The following is a 16984-nucleotide window of genomic DNA, read 5'->3' on the forward strand; positions in this document are numbered from 1 at the left end:
GAGAGCATGACCGATATGGCTGTGGACCCCGGGGGAGGAGCACCATGGGTGTCACCGTGAATCCAGTCACCGGGCCCCTGCCGCGGCCGAGCCGCAACAGTGGCCCGGCCGACCCGGTCAAGGTGCGTCGGCAGACGGCTCGTGAGTTCGAGAGGCGGTCGCCGGAGGCCTGGGTGGCAGCGGGCACGTAGCGCCCTTCCGCCGGAGTCGTCGCTTCAGTGGACGGGGGCGCGCCAGGCAACGAGCCCCGGCCGGTCCGCCTCGGAGAAACCCACCGCGAACGGTTTGTCGTCGCCGGTCACCAGGTGAACGCTGCACTCCGTCACGCTGTCGCCCGGCGGGACCAACTGCGTGGCCCAGTCGGTCGGGCAGCCGGGGATCTCGTCTGCGTCGTGGACGAACGGGGTCTTCCCCCGTATCTGCCGGCCGCCCTCGGTGAGCAGCCGCACCTGGCCGGCCTGGTCGGCGTAGAGGTCTTCCGGGCCGGGGTTGGTGTAGGTGACCGAAACGTAGTACGGCGTGCCGCGCCGCTCGTTCTCGTTGAGGTCGAGGTCGAGGCTCGTCAGATCGGAAGGGCGGCCCCGGCGTACGGAAACCAGCGTGGCGGGCAGTTCGAGCACACCGTTCTCGATGTCGTTCCACCGGACGCGCACTTTGTCGCCCGGCTCAGCCAGTCCGGCGGATGCCGTCTTGAGGCCTCCCTCGACGGGCCAGGTGGCGACCGCGCCGCCCTCGTCGAGGTAACCGTCCGCGCTGTGCGTCAACGAGAGCACGTCCACACCCTTGCCCAGCGCATAGGCCACGCAGGTCTCGTACGAGTCGCCGGGGGCCAGCGTCTTGGGCGCGGTGTCCGCGCAGGGCAGGTCGACCCCGCCCGGTCGGCCGCCGCTCAGGTAGATCTTCTCCCCGTGCGTCCAGTCGGTGCCGTTCAGGGAGAGTTTGCTGTACACCATGTAGGCGGCGGGGAGCTTCTCGAGGCCGGTGTTGGTGACCTCGAAGGTGAGGTAGTGGGGGACCATGCCCTTCAGGGCCTTGTCCACGCGTGCGCCCCGCATGTCCTCCTCCGACCCCCGGACCAGGCTCTTGACCGTGATCCTGACCTTGTACGACCGGTCGTCGGTGTCCGTGTGAACGACGTCGCGTGCGCCGGTCCGCACCGGCAGGTCCCTCCAGGAGGAGGGCCTCTCCGCAACGCGCTCGACGGACCCGACCGCCCCGTGGCCTTCGGCGCAGCCGGCGAGGAGTGGGATCGATGCCGCGACTATGGAGGCACTTCTGACGTAGCTGGACAGGCGCATGGATTCCCTTTGCGAACGATGATCCGGTGCTTCCCGGAGGAACGACGCGTCGCAGGACGTTCCGTCGGGTGACCCGAACCCCGTAAGGCTTCGGGCGCTCCATTATTCATTGGCCAGGGAAACGAATACGGCATAGGTCCAGTTCACAGCGGTGACGGACGCTGATCGCGCCCAGGCCCACCCGCGCGTCAGCGGTGGGGCCGGGCCGGCGGCGGGACGCCTGCGGTAGCCCCTGTCTCCCCGGCCGACCGCGACCCGTGGGCCGGCAGGGAGCCCCGGCCGGCCCACCACCGCATCAGGCCGACAGCGCCTCGCGGAGCGTTGAGGGCTTGAGCCCGAAGGTGTCGCGGATATCGCTGTCGTCCACGACGAATGGGCGCTCGGACATGTAGCTCATCTCGGCGAACTCCCGCCAGATCGGGTCGGTGAAGGACAGCAGCGCCATATCCCGTTCGGTGAGCGGCTCCAGCCGCGGTTCGGGCGCCCCCAGGAGTTCGGCGAGGTCGGTCGCGGCCCGGCGCAGGGTCGTGGTGATGACCGGAGCGTGCCACGCCCGCCCCCACGCCCGCTCGTCGGCGCTGACCGACACCAACGCCGCTGCGACGTCCTCGGTGTACGAGTAGGAGTGCGCCGCGTCGGGGTTGCCGTGGACGAGAGCCAGTTCGCCGTCGCGGACCCGGGGCGCGACCAGCAGATTGAACGCCGATGTCGCGCCCGGGCCCAGGTACTGGCCGGCCCGCACCTCGGTGACCCGCAACCGCCCTTCGTCGTGGGCGTCCTTGGCCCGCAGCCACAGTTCGGCCCTCACCCGGCCCTTCCGGGTCTGCGGGGCCATCGGAGTGCGCTCGGTGACCGGCCCGGTGGTCCGCTGATAGCCGTAGTGGTTGCCGAGCATCACGTAATCGGCTCCGGCCCGCTCGGTCGCGGTGAGGATCGAGGCGAACAACGGCGGCATGGTTTCCGGCCAGGTGGTGTAGGCGGTCATGGCGGCGTTGAAGACCGTGGCCGCTCCGGCCAGAGCGTCGGTCAGTTCCTCGGTGCGGCCGGCATCCAGGGGGATGCGCTCGATGCGGGGGTGGTCGGGTCCGCTGCCGCTTCGGGTGATGAGGCGGACCTGCTTGCCGCTGTCGGCCAGTTGCCTGGCGGTCGCGACCCCGGTCGCGCCTGCCCCGATGACGACTGCTTCAGCCATGACGTGGTCTCCGGTATCTCTCAGGACGGAACGCTTCCCCGATGGGGGAGACGCGGTTCGCGGGGGCCCGACCGCTCGCCCAACTGTGCCGTGCGGACGCGCGGTAGGGTCAGGGGCCTGAAAGCCACGAGGTCCAAGGATCTAGCCATGCACCGTGTCGCTGTCCTGGCCGTCCCTGCGGTCAAGCCCTTCGACCTGTCCATGCCGTCGACCCTGCTCGGCGCCGCCGAGGTCAAGGGACGCCCCGGCTATGAGGTGACGGTGTGCACCACCGCGCCCGGCACGGTCGCGGCCTCCGGCGGGATCGAGGTCGTGATTCGGCACGGCCTTCAGGCGGTCGCGGCAGCGGACACGGTGATCGTGCCCTCGACTGCCAGCCGCCATGACGCCGAGCCGGCCGCGTTGGACGTCTTGCGGGAGGCCGCCGCCGCGGGCAAGCGCGTCGCCTCGATCTGCAGCGGCGCCTTCGTCCTCGCCCAAGCCGGACTCCTCGACGGCCGTGTGGCCACCACGCACTGGGCGCTGGCCGAGGAACTGCGGCGCTCCTTCCCCGCGGTGCGCGTGGACGCCGACCGGCTGTTCGCCGAGGACGGGCCGATCATCACCGGCGCGGGCTCGGCCGCCGGGATCGACCTGTGCCTGCACCTGATCGGCTGCGACTACGGCGCGGCTGTGGCGAACACGGCGGCCCGCGCCGCCGTCGTCACCCCGGTGCGCCACGGCGGGCAGGCGCAATTCGTCCAGACCCCGCTACCGGCCGAGACCGACTCCTCATTGGACGCCGCCCGCATCTGGGCGCTGCAGCACCTGGACCAGCCGATTTCTCTGCACGATCTGGCCGGTCAGGCCAAGGTCAGCGTGAGGACCCTGACACGCCGCTTCACTGCCGAGACGGGCATGTCCCCCTTCCAATGGCTGCTCCAGCAGCGACTGTTGCGGGCCCGCGAACTGCTGGAGACCACCGACCTCACCGTCGACCACGTGGCCGGCCGCAGCGGTCTCGGCTCCGGCGAATCGCTCCGTCAGCACCTGAGCCGCCAGATCGGCATGACCCCGGCTGCCTACCGCGGCGCCTTCAGCCACCGCCCGCGCGTGAAAACTGGTCGATAGGAGCGCGCCACTCGCCCCGGACGTGCCGTTTCACAGGTGGTTGCTCATGCGACCGTACGCCGCGGGAGACCACCCCCCGAACGTTGCGTGCACCGTAAACCGGGCCTGGACGAGGACCGTCATGACGTTCTCCGGGGTGCGGAGGTCTGAGGCCGGGTGGCGTGCACGGTGCGGTCGTTGCACCAGGACCAGCCACGGCTGCTGTTCGGGGCGCGGCCTCCGCAGACCGGGCCCGGCGGTGCCGACGGGACCGTCGAACGCGGCGACAGCTTCGACCTGGCCGCCCAACCACGCGAACGCGCGCGGCCCCGTCGCGAGAAGGGCATCCGCTGGGGCGGACGGCCTGACAGGGCACGTCTGCTACGGAGTCAGACTGGCCCGGACGACGCGGAATGCGGTCACCGGGTTCGCCGCTCGTGTAACGGTCCGGCCGACGACCACACGCGAGGCTCCCGCGGTGATCGCCGCATGCGGTGTCCCGGGACGGGCGTGATCGGCCGGTGATTCCCCGGACAGCGTGACGCCCGGAGTGATGATCAAGGCATCGGGGCCAAGGGCGCGCCGCAGGACCGCGACGTCCTGCGGCGAGGCGATCACGCCGTGGCAGCCGGCCTTCTGCGCCAACCGGGCCAGTCGGAGCACCTGTTCGTCCACCGTGTCGCCGACGCCGATGTCGGTGAGATCCGCGTCGGACATGCTGGTGACCACGGTCAAGGTAAGGACGCGCATTCCGGGGAACTCGCGGGCGGCCTCGACTGCCGCCGACATGATGCCGCTGCCGCCCATCCCGTGCACGGTGATCATGGAAACGCCCAGCGCCCCCGCGGCGCGCACCGCCCCAGCGACCGAATGCGGGATCTCGAAGAGCTTGAGGTCCAGGAAGACCTCTTTGCCCCGGGCGACGAGATCCTTGATGACATCCGGCCCCGCTGCGGTGAGCAGCTCCAACCCGACCTTGTAGACGCGGCACTCGTCACCCAGCTGCTCGACGAGGGCATCCGCGGCTGCACGGCTGTCGCAATCCAGGGCGACGATGATCTGGCTGGTCGGATCCATAGGCCCATTCTGCCGTCACTCCTCCGCCATGCCGGGGCCGGGTCCTCGCCGCCCGGCGCGAAGGCTCCGTCCCGTACCTGGGGGCGGCCGGTTGTCCGCCAGGGTGAACAGCTGTGCCGGGCTGCGGAGCGCCTCAGCGGTCGGACCCGGGCGACGGCTTCCAGCCGTCCTCGGCCCGGATCGCCTTTGTGATGCGGTGGCTGATGGCGAGCAGCTGCCGGGTCTGGGCCCGGGTCAGGGGGTCGAAGACCAGCCGGTTGACGGTCTCGACGTGGCCCGGAGCGGCCTGGTCGACCTTCTGCGCGCCGGCGTCGGTCAGTGTGGCGAGGGTGTAGCGCCCGTCGGCCGGATCGGGTGTGCGCCGCAGCCAGCCCTTCGTCTCCAGGCGCGCCGCCGCGCGGGAGAGGCGGGACAGGGAGCTGTTGGAGTAGCCCGCCAGCGTGCTCATCCGCAGCGTGCGGTTGTCGGCCTCGGCGAGCGCGAACATCACCCCGTACTCGAAGTGCGTCAGCTCGGCGTCGCGCTGCAGCTGCGCGTCGAGGGCGGCAGGGAGCCATTCGAGGACCGTGGCCAGGGCCGCCCAGGTTTCCAGATCGTCGTCGCTGAGTCGTGACATGGAGGCATCCTAGCGGCATTGACTTGACCAGGAAAGTCATCCGACTTACGTTTCACTTGCTCAGGCAAGTAAAAGAGACCACCGGCACAGCACCACAGGGACGAGCACGACTCATGGATCTGCGACTGAACGACAAGACCGCCTTCGTCAGCGGTTCGACACGGGGCATCGGCTTCGCCATCGCGCGCGCCCTGCTTCGCGAGGGCACCGCGGTCGTCGTCAACGGGCGGAGCGAGACCGGCGTCCAGGACGCCCTGCGACGGCTCAGGGCCGAGCTTCCGGATGCGAGGGTCAACGGCCTGGTCGCCGACTTCGGCGATCCCGCACAGGTCCGGGACCTGCTCGCAGCCCTGGGAGACGTCGACATCCTCGTGAACAACGTCGGCCTCTTCGGCCTCGCCCGCTTCGAGGACGTCTCCGACGACGAGTGGGGGCGCTACTTCGAGGTCAACGTCATGAGCGGTGTCCGGCTCTCGCGCCACGTGCTCGGCGGCATGCTCGACAGGAACTGGGGCCGCATCATCTTCGTCGGCAGCGAGTCGGGCGTGAACATCCCCGCCGACATGGTGCACTACGGGGCGACGAAGGCGGCGATGCTGGCTCTCGGGAATGGTCTGGCCAAGCTCACACGGGGCACCGACGTCACCGTCAACACGATCCTCGGCGGACCCACCTACTCGGACGGCGTCGCGGACACGGTCACCAGGATCGCCCAGGACCAGGCGATGGCGGCCGAGGAGATGAAGGCCGCGATCATCGGCGCAAACCGGACGACGTTGCTGCAGCGGTTCATCGAACCGGCCGAGATCGCGAACCTCGCGCTCTACCTGGCCAGCCCGCACTCATCGGCCACCAACGGAGCGGCGCTCCGCGCCGACGGGGGCGTGCTGACAACGATGGTCTGACCGTCGTCGGGACGGCCGCGTATGCCGGATACAGACCCTTGCAATCGCAGCGGTGCCGACCGAGGGAAGGTCGTTGAGGGAAGGCCGTCAGCCTGGGTGACGCGGGTCCGGGCACGGCCTGGACCGTCTCTTCTCCGGCCAAGCCCGCACTGCCGGACGAGCACACCGTCGTACGCGGGCCGGGAACCGGCCGGGACCTGCACGAGTACCGCCAATCCGCTCCGACTCACCTCGGTCTGCGGGGCGAATCCTCGCTGATGGCGAAGTGCCGGCGCAGGAAGCCGGAGAACGTCCGCCGCCACTTCGAGCCCCTCGGAAGCGATTGCCGAGCACGCCAGCCTGCCCGCCCCTGCCCGACCCTGGCGGCGCCGGTGGTGACGACGCCGACCGGGGCGGTGGCCGTCACCGCCGGTGGGGTCGGGGTGGCGGGTCACCGCACTGCCCACCAGCTCCCCGGCCGGCGGTGGATTGCCTCGGCGCGGGGCCTAACGCAGGGCGGCTGCGAGCAGGCCTTCGAGGGCCTCGCGCGGCACGGTGCCGCCGCTCACAAGCCGGTCGAAGACCAGTCCGTCGAGGCAGGTCAGCAGCGTGTGCGTGCGGTTGTCGACGTCGGTCACGCCGTGCTCGGCGAGGAACTGCCGGACCGCCTCCCGGCCGGCGTTCTCGCGGGGTACGAGGATTTCGCGCAGCTCCGGGTCGCGCGCGCTCTCAACGGCGCAGGCGTAGCGGGCGAGTGAGCGACGGCGGCCCTCGCCGGTGAGACGCTGTCGAGTGAGCAGCGACATGCCGTCCACGAGTTCCTCGGCGCTTCGGAGGGGTGGAAGCTGCTCGACCGTCGACTGCAGTTCTGCTTGGTCGAGTTGGACAAGGCGCATGACGAGTGCGGTGAGCAGCGCGGCGCGGGTGCGGAAGTATGCCGAGGTCGTACCGGATGGCAGGGCCGCTTTGCGGTCGACCGCGCGGTGGGTCAGACCGCGGATGCCCTCGTCGGCGAGTACGTCGAGAGCCGCATCCGCGAGGAGGGCGCGCCGATCCGTAGCCATGGTTCCCCTTCTACACCTGTAGTACCTCAGGTAGGGTCACCATTCTACAGGTGTAGAAAGTCTGGGGGATTCGCCATGGGCAACACGGCGGTGGTCGTCGGAGGGGGCATCGGTGGGCTGGCCGCCGCGATCGGTCTGCGCCGCATCGGCTGGCAGGTGACACTGGTCGAGCGCACGCCGATGTCGGACGACGCGGGGGCGGGCATCTCGCTGGCCGCCAACGGCCTTCGGGCCCTGGACGGACTCGGCGTCGGCGAGGCGGTGCGGGAGGCGTCGCGAGGCCAGTACAGCGGCGGGACCCGCACGCCGAAGGGCGGCGGTCGACCTGCACAGCGACTTCGAGCTGACCTGGGGGCGCGGCACCGAGTTCGGGCACATCGCGTTCCCCGACGGGCGCGCCGAGTGGCACGCGGTCCTCGACCTCCCCGCCGGGACGCGATTCGCCGACCCCCTGGACGAGATGCGCCGACGGTTCCACGACTGGCACGACCCGATCCGTGCCCTGCTCGATGCGACCCAGAACCACGCCGTGCTGCACCACTACGTCAACGAACTCCGCACGCCGCTTCCCTCGTACGCCGTCGGCCGGACAGCGCTGCTCGGTGACGCATCGCACGCGATGACCCCGAACCTGGGGCAGGGCGCCTGCCAGGCGCTGGAGGACGCGGTCACCCTTGCTGCCGCGCTCGCCACCGCGCCCACCGTCGAAACCGCGCTCGCACGGTACGACGCCGAGCGCCGCCCCCGCAGCCAGGCAGTCGCTCGGGCCGCCCGGCAGGCTGGGCGGATGGGCCAACAGCTCTCCCACCCACTGACCGTGGCCCTGCGGAACACGGCGATGCGGCTGACGCCCCCCCCGTGTCGCGACACGCATGATCCTGAGGCATCACGCCTGGGTCCCACCTGAGTTGTCCCAAGACGCTGACCCGCGTTGATGCCCCAGGAGCCGGTGGGGTCAGCGGCCACTCAGGTCCGACAGCGACGGCAACGCCCGCAGGACCGGCAGCCCTCCGGCGCGGCGGCGAAGTCGACCACCGCCGCCCGTTCACACGGCGCCGAGAGAGCCCGGGTCAGCTCCATCGAACTCTCGGCACGACTCGCGGGCGACACCGAGCAACTCCGCCATGGGCACGGGGCGGCGACTCGTCGCGGAGATGTCCTGGCGCGCCTCGGCGGACCACAACGGCGGAAACAGCGACAGTCCCTGAGCGCTGTGCAACGCCCGGACCTCATCCCGCCATCCGGTCCAGCGTAGATCCGTATAGAACTCAGCGAGCGCCCCGGAGACCAGCCAGGTCAGCCACGCCGAGTGGCCGGCCCCCAGTGCCTCCCAACGGAGTGAATCCGGGGCGAAGTAGACGATCTCCCCGGGTGCCCCGGGGCGGCCGGCGCGGTCGGGTGCTCCGCCGTTGAGAGCGAAGACGCCGCCCAGTACATCCTGCGCCACCACCAGACCGGCATCGGGTCGCCAGGCGGAGTCGAACACTCTCGGGAACTGATTGACCTGGGCCAGACTCGGCACCGTCCCGTCCGACGGGCTGCCGAAGACCCGCACCCAGCCGTTGTCCACCACGAGACCACCGCAGTGCAGCACCAGTGCACCCAGATACGACCTGGTCGTCACCTGCAGCTGAAGAAGCGATGCCCGGGCTACGTCGCGGTCGGGTGGCAGCACCTCGACGGGCACCGATCCACCGCCGAGTGTCTCTCTCAGCTCCGGCCAGGCCGGTTCCTCGACGTCGATCAGTTGGTTCAAATCACGCATGCCGCATCCTCGCACCCCGCATCGCGCCCCGACCGGCAGGGCGCTTCGTCGGCCCCATCCATCGCGATGACGTCTCGGTTTTCGCGGCCGCGAGGGCCCGATCGACGAGGTGGGGGACCGGTATGGCTCGTGCGCCTCGGCAGTCGGCTCCTCCTCGACCGTTGACGTACCCGGCTTCGGTCCGCTGCATGTATACGGTCCTACGCCGCCGCGATGGGCTTGGATCTGATGCTGTTCATGGCGGACTGGGAGTTTTTGAGTGCCGTACCCGTCGAGATGCGGGCCGAGGCACTGGAGGATGCCGCTCTCCCGTCCCTGGAGTTCGACTCCGAGTACTGCAGCGACGAGCGGAAAGGCGGCTGGGTGTGGCTTCCGGACCGGGAGCCGCATGGTGCGCCGAGTACGACTTCTTCACGACCACCGGCGCCTTTACGACGTTGCCCGGCACGCGCGGTGTCCCGAATCCTCGGCAGGACCGATGCCCACTGCCCCCTGGCCACCCACCTGCACCTCTCCGGGGCAGCGCGTACAAGCGCAGGTGTGATGGCCCTTCAGCAGCACCAGCGGGATTCCTCATACCATCCGCCAACGGCCTCGTTCGTTTCGCCGCCCGGACAGTCCGCCCGTTCTCGTCGTGTAGGTCGATCTGCCATTCGCCGTTGGTGGGTGCATGGTGCGAGCTGCTCTACGAGGTGGGGTCATGCGGAGCGCAGACCCTGGAGCACAGCCGTGAGAGGGCTGCAGCCGCATGAGCCGGAGCCCGAGCGGATGATGCCGAGGAGCGGTTCTGCCTGCTGGTGACCTACTGCGTGGAAATCGTGACCTCCAGTTCGATCGTCTCCGCGTCGCTTCGGGCGCAGCCGTTCTGCAGAGTGGCCGCGAGCTCCTCGAATGAGGTGCACGGGAGGATGCCGGTCTCTTCCGTCTCGCAGACCATCACCTGCCGCCCCTTCTTGTCGCGCTTCAGTCGTACGCCCATGTGGTGGGTCGGCGTCTCGATCCGCGCGTAGTGCTCCATGCTGCCCTTGCCCTGGGGGAATTGCGTTGTCTGCATGATGTGGTTGGCCAGCTTCTTCCCTGCCTCATCCACCTTGCATTCGATCTTCTTGGGGGTTCCGGTGTCCCAGGCGGCATAGGCTCTCGGAGCCACCGTGGAGTCGCCGAGAAGGTCGTTCACGTCCCGGTACCCGGCATCGGGTTCGAGACTGCGCATGACATCCCAAGCCGTGTTGACGGCGATGACGACTTCCTTCACCTCGTCGCCCACGTCACCGACGCCCCTGTCCTGCAGGAGTTTCGCCAACTCCTTAAGGTCTCCCGCGACAGGCTCGCCCTGGTTTCCCTCGGGCTGCCAGGCAACCAGCGCCTCCCACATCGGCTCAAGCCATAGCGGATCCTGTTGGTGAATCCTCACCCAGCCACCGCAGAGCCCGTTCAGTTTCAGCTCCCCGAGCCATTCCTGCATGTTGTCGGCCGCAGCAGAATTCAGATGGCTGCCGTAGAGCAACTTGCAAACGTAGCCCATCCGTTGCTGGATCTCGGCCTGGTTCAAACTGAGTGAGCGACCCCCGGCCTGAGCGTCCGCTGCTCCGCCGCCCGGCTTCCAGGGGTCCTTCTTCTCCTTGGTTCCTTTGTCACGGGCGCGCTGGACCGGTGCGGAGGCAGTGGTACCGCCGGTCCGCGCCGCCGCCGTCGTAGTCGGAGGGGGCATGGCGCCCCGCGCCGACTCCCTCATCACCCTGGTGGCCGTCACCTCGGCTTCGCGCTCGAATCGGTCGGACGGGTCGCTCAGACTCAACCCGGTGCCACTGTCGACTCCGGCCACCGGGCCCCGCCGTTGCTGGATCACATGGGTGAGTTCGTGGGCCAGCGTGTGCTCGTCGGCTCCGTCCTTGCCGATTGCCACGTGCTCACCGGAGGTGTAGGCGCGGGCGCCGATCTCCGCGGCCGACGTGTGTGCTGCGGTGTCGTCGTGGATGCGGACATCGGAGAAGTCCGCGCCGAAACGGGCTTCCATCCTGGTGCGTATGTCGTCATCGAGGGGGCGGCCCGGAGCACGCAAAACGTCATGGACGGCGGAACGTTGCACGGCGAGCTGCTCGGACTGGTCACGGTCCGGTCCAGCGGAGTGCTGCGGCCCCTCCTCGGCCCCGTGGTGCCCGGCCCGGCGAAGCATCTGGACCACGCCGGCGTTTCCCATGGTGGTCTGCAGAGCGAGAAACTCCGGCATCGGGGCGCGTGGTGTGGATTCGCGGCTGCGCGCCGCTCTGCGGGCGGGCTCGCTTCCGTCGGTCCTGAGGTTCTCGTGGTTGAGCAAGGGACCTCTTCCGTCGTAGGCAACTCGGCCTCTCCTGCATACGCGACGAGGGACCGCCGGGCCAGGTACTCCTGGGCAGTATCGACCGGCCGTCGAGACACGGAGATGGCGCGCACGGGGCAACGGAGGAGGCGGGGCAGGCCGCATGCCCGGCACCGGCGACCGACAGGTCGGCTCCGTCAGACGGTCAGAGCTGATCCCCTACGCCGGCGGACTTCGGGGGGTGGGCCCCGCCGCCGTCCTTGGGATCTTGCTCGCAGGTGCGCCGGTTCACAGAGCGGTCGTTGGGGATCAACAGGACTGCGGTGGTCTGTTCGGGGTGCTCCGGTGCGAGCCAGCCATCGGGCGGGGACCCGTCCGGCCCGGTCCCGTCCTTGGACGAGTAGAGCGTTTCGCAGATCAGCGCTACACGATGCCTGTCGACGGCGCAGACATCGACAGCGGTTCCCAACGATGTGTCGGCTCCGTGGAAACGGTAGTGGAAGTGCACCCGATCGCCCCTGGCGGGCACTTGGGGGTGGCGGCCGAGGCGCCAGTCGACGATTTCGGCGCTGACGCCCGACGGCTGGCCGGACAGATCCGTGACCTGCACCCGTACACCGGCCTCGCCGCGCTCAGCAGTCGTATCAGTGCAACCCCAATGGGTCGAACAGCCGGTCAGAACGAGAACAGCGGCAGTCGACGCAACACCGGCGATCCGCGCGGACCACACCGAGACAACCTCCGGGCAGGAACGGAGAGGACAGCGAAGCATATCCGGCATCCTCCGCTCTCCTATCGGATGTGTGGCGGCTGATCTAGAAGACGTGCACCATCAGCACGATACTGAGGGCAACTCCCACCAAGCCCGCCATGTCGTAGTGCTTCCAGAATGGTTTGCGGGATGCGAGTGCCGTTTCCGCGCGCGCAGGGGACACGGGGTCGTAGAGGACTGCAACGCTGTCACCTTCGCGGGTGCCGGCGGGGACTTGGTCTTCACCTGCACTGTGTGTCCGCTTGACACCGTCTGGCGTCGTGTAGCTCAGCAGAAACTGCGGGCCGCCCTTACCACGCCAGTCACGATCGAAGCACCTCGCGATGACCTCGACGCCCCGGGAGCGAAGCGTCAGCCGTCGCCGCATCTGCCAAACCACGACCAGCAGGAGAAAAACTGCGACACCGTCGTAGGCGATTACGTCCTGCGTCCTCAAAGCTCCCCCAGTTTCGCGACGGCACTGATGAGCATAGCCAGCCGTCGAGACCCTCCTGAGCCGCGTTTCCGGCTCACGAAGCCAGAGGATGAGTGAGGCGAGGTGAAGTCCGGCCTGGTAGCGAGCGGCGAGTTTGTTGTGGCGGGTCGCGATCACCCGGAACTGCTTGAGCCGGGCGAAGCAGAGTTCGACCACGTTGCGTTACGCAAGCCCTCGCACCCGTAGGCGTACGCGGCACAGCGCCGAGCTGCCGACGAGACCCCCAACGCCTACGTCGACCCGTCCACCTCGGTGCTGGAACTCCGTTCCACCGTGGTCAGGTGGCAGGCCGGTACCTGCCGAGAATGATGCGCAGGAGTTCGTCGGCGATCTCTTCCCGCGTGGCGGTCACCCAGCCGACGACCCAGTCGTGCATCAGCCCGTTGATGGCGCCGATGAGGGCCGCCGAGGCCAGGCGGTAGTTGTCGTACGGCGCTTCGCCGCGTTCCACGGCCTCGTCCGCCAAGTCGTTCAGCAGCTCGATCCAGATGGCACGGCGCTGCAGGCGCTGATGGTTGATGCGAGGGCTGACGCCGACGATCTCGACGTGGGCGATACGGGCGTGACGCATATCGTCGGCGGCCCCCCTGAGGTACGCGTGGGTGTACGCGGTGACACGCTCTGCCAGGGGAAGCTCCTGAACCTGTGGCAGCACGTCGAGGACGGCCCTCTCGGCGATCTCGTTGACGTACAGATGGAGGTCGGCCAAGAGGTCTTCCAGGGTGCGGTACTCCTCGTAGAACTGGCGGGTCGACAGGCCGGCCGCTTTGCACAGATCGCCCAGCCTGGTGGCCCGGTACCCCGGTCCGGCGCCGAACAGGTCCAGGCCCGCTGTGCGGAACCGTTCGCGCCGCTCCGCCCGCCGCTCGGCCGCGTTCCTGCCTCCGTACCGGCCCTCGGCCGGGGTGATGCGTCCCGCCACTGCCCGCCCCCTCCTGCCCGCTCGTGCGCGCAATCCTGCCGCACAGGCCTTGCGCCGCGCCCCAGCTCCTCCCTACCATCCGGTAACCCAAGTCTGAATGAGACGGTGTTCAGACTTGGGGGTGCGCGTCACGCCCGCACGGCGCGCGGACTCCTCGGACGAACCGCGAGCAGCCGGCGCGTAGGCAAGGACTGACGCGGTCTTCGCACACGGAGTCGTCCGGCTCTCGGCCGCGGGGCCGACCCACCGCACGGTGCTCCAGTTTCCTGCCCAGTCCGGCACCTCACTTCCCTCGGAGGAGCGAAACATGCACACTGCACCACCACCCCCACCCGCCCTGTCCGGCTCTCATCCGCACGCCGGGAGCAGTCCCCGACGTGGTCGGCGGCTGTGGAGCGCGACCGCGGCGGCGCTGTTGGCCGCGGGCACCCTGGTGCCCGCGAGCACCGCCCACGCCGAACCCGCCCTCCAGGAGGTGATGCTGGTCGGCAACAACTGGGAGGGCACCGCTGACGTCATCAAGTCCACTGGTGATTTCTCCAAGGTCGGCCGGATCAACCTGGTCCCCGACAAGAGCGAGCGACTGCGGGAGATCTACACCGACCCGATCCGGCTGATCTTCTTCCTGGGCATCCGGGAAACCGCGGGAGAGGGCCACGACCAGTTCGTCGACGACATGTACACCACCCCCGACGGCTCGGCGATCGTGGTGTCGCGCCCCAGCTTCGGCGACGTGGCCTCCATCGACACGACCACGGGAGCGGTCAAGTGGCGCTTCCGCGTCTCCGGTTACCGGGCCGACCACATGGCGGTCTCTCCCGACGGGTCCCGAGTGGCGGTATCCGCTTCCACCGGCAACACCGTGCACGTTCTCGACATCAACACGGGGCGTCAGATCGGCTCGTTCGCCACCGGGGACAAGCCTCACGAGAACGTCTTCACCCGTGACGGCAAGATATGGAACATGTCGATCGGCGAGGTCAACAACGACTTCGACGCACCCTGGCAGGACTTCCTCAAGGGCGACCGCAAGATCACCGTGGCGGACGCCCAGACGCTCAAGGTGGTCAGGACCATCGACATGCGGGAACGGCTGAACGCCTTCTCCGGCGGCAAGGACTTCTCCGACTCGCTCCGGCCGGTCGCGTTCACGCCCGACGAGTCCACCATGTACTTCCAGGTCTCGTTCTTCAACGGCTTCTTCGAGTACGACGTCGCCGCCGACCGGATCACCCGGATGAAGACCCTGCCGAAGAACCCCGACACCAGCGACGACCGCACCAGCTTCGTGAACGACTCCCGCCACCACGGCATGTCCATGAACCCGGACGGCACCAAGCTCTGCATCGCCGGAACCATGGACAACTACGCCACCGTCGTCGACCGCGCCACCCTGCAGGAAGGCCCGCTCGTCTCCGCCGCCAAACCGTACTGGGCCACCGTGAGCGGCGACGGCGAGGCGTGCGTCATCTCCGAAAGCGGCGCGGACCAGGTCACCGCCATCAGCTTCACCACCGGCCGGAAGATCACCTCCGTGCCCGTCGGCGACCACCCCCAGCGGGTACGCCTCGCCCACCTCCCCACCGGCTGGACCGGCCCGACCGGCTGACCCCGACTCGGCCGCCGAGGCGTGGGGGAGTACGCGCCCCACGCCCAGGAGACCGCGACCTGACCGGCCGCCCCCGCCCGCCGAGGGACGGCAGGAGCAACAGGCGCGCGACCCGCAGTCCGAGGCACCTGCTCCGGACTGCGGGTCTCAGGACCACCGCGTCCGTCGGAGACCGCGCCGCCTCGACCGGCGCACGAGCCGAGGCTGAGGGCGTGCGAGGGCGGCGTCCTCGGGCGCCGGGTCACGGGCGCGCGTAGCGGGCGCGCGTGGCGTCGATGCAGGTGTCCCGGGATGTCGGCCCGCCGAACCGCAGACGGTCGTAGGCCGTGAACGCAGGCTCCAGCGCGTCGAGTTCGTCGACCAGTCGGTGCAGCCGTTCACACCACTGCGCTGATCCCGCGTCCGGCTCGCTCTCCGCGTCGCCGATCGCGGCCGTCAGGCGATCCTTGCGCTGAATGGTGGACGGGGTCACGGAGTGCAGGCACACGTACCGTCCGCTGAGATAAGCGTCCCACTCCGCCTTCCCGGTGACCGGCTCGGCCCAGTGAGCGGTGAACCACGCTTCCAGGAGCTCCACGCCGCCGGCTTCATCGGCGAGGGCGAACAGATCGGCCGGCACCATCTCGGTTCCGTCGGAGCGCAGATATCCCGGAAGCGGCAGACGCCGTCCCAGCATCAGCCGACGAACCGCGTCGACATCCTGGCCATGGACTGCGCACAGCTCCTCCAGGGCGAGGAACTGTGCGCTGACATAGAGGTCATCGGCGTCGGTCATCGGGTGGTCGCCGTTGACCTCACGGAACCGCTCGGCGAGCTGTTGCTTCAGACCGGGCTCGGACATGGACCGCCTCCGCTGCGTAGACCTGCGCAGGCACCTCCTGCGCAGAACTCGGCACGCTACCGGCCGGACGTTTCGGTGCCTGCCGAACCGTCGTGGGTCGTCGAACGAAACGCGACGCAGCCCCCTCGACCGGTGACCGTCTACCGCCGCGATCCGACGACCGATAATAATTCCTTCTGGTAGGTTTTTTTATTACGGTAGGGGGTTGGGGGAGCACATGGGTGAGGGAACCTGTGGGTCGGGGGAGTGCGGCGGGCGGTATCTCGTCTTCTCCGACGTTGACGAGACCCTGGTGGGGCTGAAGACGATGTTCGACTTCCTCCGCTTCGTCTCGGTCCCGTGGTACGAGCAGGTGGCCGACGGGATTCGCGCTCTGAGCGCGGCCGGGATGCCGCGGTCGGAGGTGAACCGCGCGTACTACCGGCTGTGGGCCGGCCGGAGCGTCGACGAGACGGAACGGCTGGGTGCCGAGTGGTACGCACTGCGGTCCGCCGGAGCGGACTTCTTCCTGCCCGGCACCCAGGCCGAACTCGCGCGGCACCGCGCGGCCGGAGCAGGCGTCGTCCTCGTCTCCGGATCGTTCCCGCCGTGCGTCACGCCGATCGCCGAAGAGGTCGGCGCGGCCCACGTCGTGTGCACCGAACTCCTCGTCGAGAACGGGACGTACACGGGTGAGATCCGGGAGCCGGTCATCAGTGAGGGGAAACGGTCCGCCGTGCGACGGACCCTGCGACTCCATCCCGGTGTCGACGCCCGCGACTGTTACGCCTACGGCGACCACGCCTCCGACATCCCGATGTTCGACTGTGTGGGCCGGCCGTACGCGGTCGGTGACGATCCGGCACTCGCGGCCTATCCACCGGTGCCTGGGGGAAGCGCCCACACCCGGCCCCTCGGCATCCGCGCACGGAGCGAACGCCCAGGGGGCCCGCGGCATGGACGGTGATCGCGCGCCGGTGCCGGCGCGGGGAGAAGTGGCCCCCGGGGCGGAGGCGCTGCTGGAAGGCCGCTGCCGTCAGCGGTCGGCCCCGGCGCCACCCTTCCGCGTGAGGCAGACAGGAGACACCGATCCGCCCCGGCG

The 16984-nt window shown here is 69.3% G+C and carries 15 protein-coding genes and 2 pseudogenes; 5 read left to right on the top strand and 12 right to left on the bottom strand.

Features of this window, described 5'->3' with window-relative positions; translation table 11 throughout:
• Window positions 1-215: 215 nt before the first annotated feature.
• Together ACFUJY_RS17815 and ACFUJY_RS17820 are read right to left on the bottom strand one after the other, a co-directional pair.
• Window positions 216-1157 carry a hypothetical protein gene (locus ACFUJY_RS17815; protein WP_383300105.1) on the bottom strand — a complete coding sequence of 314 codons (942 nt, stop codon included), beginning with the start codon at window positions 1155-1157 and terminating at the stop codon, window positions 216-218.
• A 436-nt stretch (window positions 1158-1593) separates the two neighbouring features.
• Window positions 1594-2490, bottom strand: a complete 897-nt coding sequence (locus tag ACFUJY_RS17820; protein ID WP_383300106.1) for an NAD-dependent epimerase/dehydratase family protein — start codon at window positions 2488-2490, stop codon at window positions 1594-1596.
• Between the two features lie 147 nt (window positions 2491-2637).
• Between ACFUJY_RS17820 and ACFUJY_RS17825 the strand changes: the two genes are divergently transcribed.
• The gene (locus ACFUJY_RS17825) at window positions 2638-3600 is read left to right on the top strand and encodes a GlxA family transcriptional regulator (RefSeq protein WP_383300108.1); all 963 of its coding nucleotides are present in this window, start codon (window positions 2638-2640) and stop codon (window positions 3598-3600) included.
• A 360-nt stretch (window positions 3601-3960) separates the two neighbouring features.
• Here ACFUJY_RS17825 and pyrF read toward each other — a convergent pair whose 3' ends face one another.
• Window positions 3961-4656 (bottom strand): orotidine-5'-phosphate decarboxylase, encoded by a 696-nt coding sequence (pyrF, locus tag ACFUJY_RS17830; protein ID WP_383300110.1) that lies wholly within the window; start codon window positions 4654-4656, stop codon window positions 3961-3963.
• Window positions 4657-4789: 133 nt separating this feature from the next.
• On the bottom strand, window positions 4790-5272 hold the full coding sequence (locus tag ACFUJY_RS17835; protein ID WP_383300112.1) for a MarR family winged helix-turn-helix transcriptional regulator: 483 nt from the start codon (window positions 5270-5272) through the stop codon (window positions 4790-4792).
• A gap of 113 nt (window positions 5273-5385) precedes the next feature.
• Here ACFUJY_RS17835 and ACFUJY_RS17840 point away from each other — a divergent pair, with 113 nt between their 5' ends.
• The gene (locus tag ACFUJY_RS17840; protein ID WP_383300115.1) at window positions 5386-6177 is read left to right on the top strand and encodes an SDR family NAD(P)-dependent oxidoreductase; all 792 of its coding nucleotides are present in this window, start codon (window positions 5386-5388) and stop codon (window positions 6175-6177) included.
• A 485-nt stretch (window positions 6178-6662) separates the two neighbouring features.
• Here ACFUJY_RS17840 and ACFUJY_RS17845 read toward each other — a convergent pair whose 3' ends face one another.
• Window positions 6663-7220: a TetR/AcrR family transcriptional regulator gene (locus tag ACFUJY_RS17845; protein WP_383300117.1), complete on the bottom strand. Its 558-nt coding sequence runs from the start codon at window positions 7218-7220 to the stop codon at window positions 6663-6665.
• Window positions 7221-7295: 75 nt separating this feature from the next.
• Between ACFUJY_RS17845 and ACFUJY_RS17850 the strand changes: the two are divergent.
• Window positions 7296-8155 (top strand): annotated as a pseudogene (locus ACFUJY_RS17850) (FAD-dependent monooxygenase).
• Window positions 8156-8265: 110 nt separating this feature from the next.
• Here the strand turns inward: ACFUJY_RS17850 and ACFUJY_RS17855 are convergent.
• The 6 genes and pseudogenes from ACFUJY_RS17855 to ACFUJY_RS17880 all read right to left on the bottom strand — a co-directional run bounded on the left by ACFUJY_RS17855 (window position 8266) and on the right by ACFUJY_RS17880 (window position 13453).
• On the bottom strand, window positions 8266-8985 hold the full coding sequence (locus tag ACFUJY_RS17855; protein ID WP_383300120.1) for a DUF2625 domain-containing protein: 720 nt from the start codon (window positions 8983-8985) through the stop codon (window positions 8266-8268).
• Between the two features lie 802 nt (window positions 8986-9787).
• Window positions 9788-11302 (bottom strand): DUF4157 domain-containing protein, encoded by a 1515-nt coding sequence (locus ACFUJY_RS17860; RefSeq protein WP_383300122.1) that lies wholly within the window; start codon window positions 11300-11302, stop codon window positions 9788-9790.
• A gap of 187 nt (window positions 11303-11489) precedes the next feature.
• Window positions 11490-11894, bottom strand: coding sequence for a hypothetical protein (locus ACFUJY_RS17865; RefSeq protein WP_383300124.1), 405 nt, complete (start codon window positions 11892-11894; stop codon window positions 11490-11492).
• Between the two features lie 205 nt (window positions 11895-12099).
• Window positions 12100-12492 (bottom strand): DUF3592 domain-containing protein, encoded by a 393-nt coding sequence (locus tag ACFUJY_RS17870; RefSeq protein ID WP_383300299.1) that lies wholly within the window; start codon window positions 12490-12492, stop codon window positions 12100-12102.
• Between the two features lie 69 nt (window positions 12493-12561).
• Window positions 12562-12693: pseudogene (locus ACFUJY_RS17875) on the bottom strand (IS5/IS1182 family transposase); the annotation flags it as partial.
• A 115-nt stretch (window positions 12694-12808) separates the two neighbouring features.
• A complete protein-coding gene (locus ACFUJY_RS17880; RefSeq protein WP_383300126.1) occupies window positions 12809-13453 on the bottom strand; it encodes a TetR/AcrR family transcriptional regulator in 645 nt (214 codons plus the stop codon).
• Between the two features lie 307 nt (window positions 13454-13760).
• Between ACFUJY_RS17880 and ACFUJY_RS17885 the strand changes: the two genes are divergently transcribed.
• Entirely contained in the window at window positions 13761-15062 is a 1302-nt protein-coding gene (locus ACFUJY_RS17885; RefSeq protein ID WP_383300128.1) for a YncE family protein, read from the top strand.
• 241 nt (window positions 15063-15303) lie between these two features.
• On the opposite strand, the gene ACFUJY_RS17890 is transcribed toward ACFUJY_RS17885, so the two are convergent.
• Window positions 15304-15903, bottom strand: coding sequence for a DUF6058 family natural product biosynthesis protein (locus ACFUJY_RS17890; RefSeq protein WP_383300131.1), 600 nt, complete (start codon window positions 15901-15903; stop codon window positions 15304-15306).
• Between the two features lie 217 nt (window positions 15904-16120).
• Here ACFUJY_RS17890 and ACFUJY_RS17895 point away from each other — a divergent pair, with 217 nt between their 5' ends.
• Window positions 16121-16849, top strand: a complete 729-nt coding sequence (locus ACFUJY_RS17895) for an HAD family hydrolase (protein WP_383300134.1) — start codon at window positions 16121-16123, stop codon at window positions 16847-16849.
• Window positions 16850-16984 lie beyond the last annotated feature (135 nt).

It is taken from the genome of Streptomyces sp. NPDC057249 (assembly GCF_042669245.1).
In the GTDB taxonomy this organism is placed as follows: Bacteria; Actinomycetota; Actinomycetes; order Streptomycetales; family Streptomycetaceae; genus Streptomyces.

What these genes read in the sequence shown, in the direction of transcription:
- ACFUJY_RS17820 (WP_383300106.1), bottom strand. Translation starts at nt 2,490, where the DNA reads ATGGCTGAAGCAGTCGTCATCGGGGCAGGCGCGACCGGGGTCGCGACC.
- ACFUJY_RS17825 (WP_383300108.1), top strand. Translation starts at nt 2,638, where the DNA reads ATGCACCGTGTCGCTGTCCTGGCCGTCCCTGCGGTCAAGCCCTTCGAC.
- pyrF (WP_383300110.1), bottom strand. Translation starts at nt 4,656, where the DNA reads ATGGATCCGACCAGCCAGATCATCGTCGCCCTGGATTGCGACAGCCGT.
- ACFUJY_RS17835 (WP_383300112.1), bottom strand. Translation starts at nt 5,272, where the DNA reads ATGTCACGACTCAGCGACGACGATCTGGAAACCTGGGCGGCCCTGGCC.
- ACFUJY_RS17840 (WP_383300115.1), top strand. Translation starts at nt 5,386, where the DNA reads ATGGATCTGCGACTGAACGACAAGACCGCCTTCGTCAGCGGTTCGACA.
- ACFUJY_RS17845 (WP_383300117.1), bottom strand. Translation starts at nt 7,220, where the DNA reads ATGGCTACGGATCGGCGCGCCCTCCTCGCGGATGCGGCTCTCGACGTA.
- ACFUJY_RS17855 (WP_383300120.1), bottom strand. Translation starts at nt 8,985, where the DNA reads ATGCGTGATTTGAACCAACTGATCGACGTCGAGGAACCGGCCTGGCCG.
- ACFUJY_RS17885 (WP_383300128.1), top strand. Translation starts at nt 13,761, where the DNA reads ATGCACACTGCACCACCACCCCCACCCGCCCTGTCCGGCTCTCATCCG.
- ACFUJY_RS17890 (WP_383300131.1), bottom strand. Translation starts at nt 15,903, where the DNA reads ATGTCCGAGCCCGGTCTGAAGCAACAGCTCGCCGAGCGGTTCCGTGAG.
- ACFUJY_RS17895 (WP_383300134.1), top strand. Translation starts at nt 16,121, where the DNA reads ATGGGTGAGGGAACCTGTGGGTCGGGGGAGTGCGGCGGGCGGTATCTC.